Source organism: Acinetobacter sp. V91_7 (assembly GCF_031799075.1).
In the GTDB taxonomy this organism is placed as follows: Bacteria; Pseudomonadota; Gammaproteobacteria; order Pseudomonadales; family Moraxellaceae; genus Acinetobacter; species Acinetobacter calcoaceticus.
Genome location: NZ_JAVQNT010000015.1, coordinates 1 through 1,055 on the forward strand (window position 1 = coordinate 1; position 1,055 = coordinate 1,055).

The window sequence follows — 1,055 nt, forward strand, 5'->3', positions numbered from 1 at the left end:
AAGTTTGAACGTAATAAGCCACACGTAAACGTGGGCACAATCGGTCACGTTGACCATGGTAAAACAACTTTAACTGCTGCGATTGCAACTATTTGTGCAAAAACTTACGGCGGTGAAGCGAAAGATTACTCACAAATCGACTCAGCACCTGAAGAAAAAGCACGTGGTATTACAATTAATACTTCACACGTAGAATACGATTCTCCAATCCGTCACTACGCTCACGTAGACTGCCCGGGCCACGCCGATTATGTTAAAAACATGATTACTGGTGCTGCTCAGATGGACGGCGCGATCCTTGTATGTGCTGCGACTGATGGTCCAATGCCACAAACTCGTGAACACATCCTTCTTTCTCGTCAGGTTGGTGTACCTTACATCATCGTATTCTTGAACAAGTGTGACCTTGTTGATGATGAAGAATTACTTGAATTAGTAGAAATGGAAGTTCGTGAACTTCTTTCTACTTATGACTTCCCAGGTGATGATACTCCAGTTATCCGTGGTTCTGCGCTTAAAGCGTTGGAAGGCGATGCTGGTCAATATGGTGAGCCTTCAGTTCTTGCTCTTGTTGAAGCGCTTGACTCTTACATTCCAGAACCAGAACGTGCTATCGACAAAGCATTCTTAATGCCAATCGAAGACGTATTCTCTATCTCTGGCCGTGGTACAGTAGTAACTGGTCGTGTAGAAGCTGGTATCGTGAAAGTAGGCGAATCAGTTGAAATCGTTGGTATTCGTGATACTCAAACAACTACAGTTACTGGCGTAGAAATGTTCCGTAAATTGCTTGACGAAGGTCGTGCAGGCGAGAACTGTGGTGTTCTTCTACGTGGTACTAAGCGTGAAGACGTACAACGTGGTCAAGTACTTGCTAAACCAGGTACAATCAAGCCGCACACTAAATTCGATGCAGAAGTATACGTACTTTCTAAAGAAGAAGGTGGTCGTCATACTCCATTCCTTAACGGTTACCGTCCACAGTTCTACTTCCGTACAACTGACGTAACTGGCGCAATCCAATTACAAGACGGCGTTGAAATGGTTATGCCAGG

The 1,055-nt window shown here is 44.5% G+C and carries 1 protein-coding gene; it reads left to right on the top strand.

The features are described 5' to 3' along the window. Window positions 1–1,055: elongation factor Tu (gene tuf / locus RMB03_RS00595; protein WP_198497223.1), on the top strand; the 1,055-nt coding region annotated here is incomplete at both ends.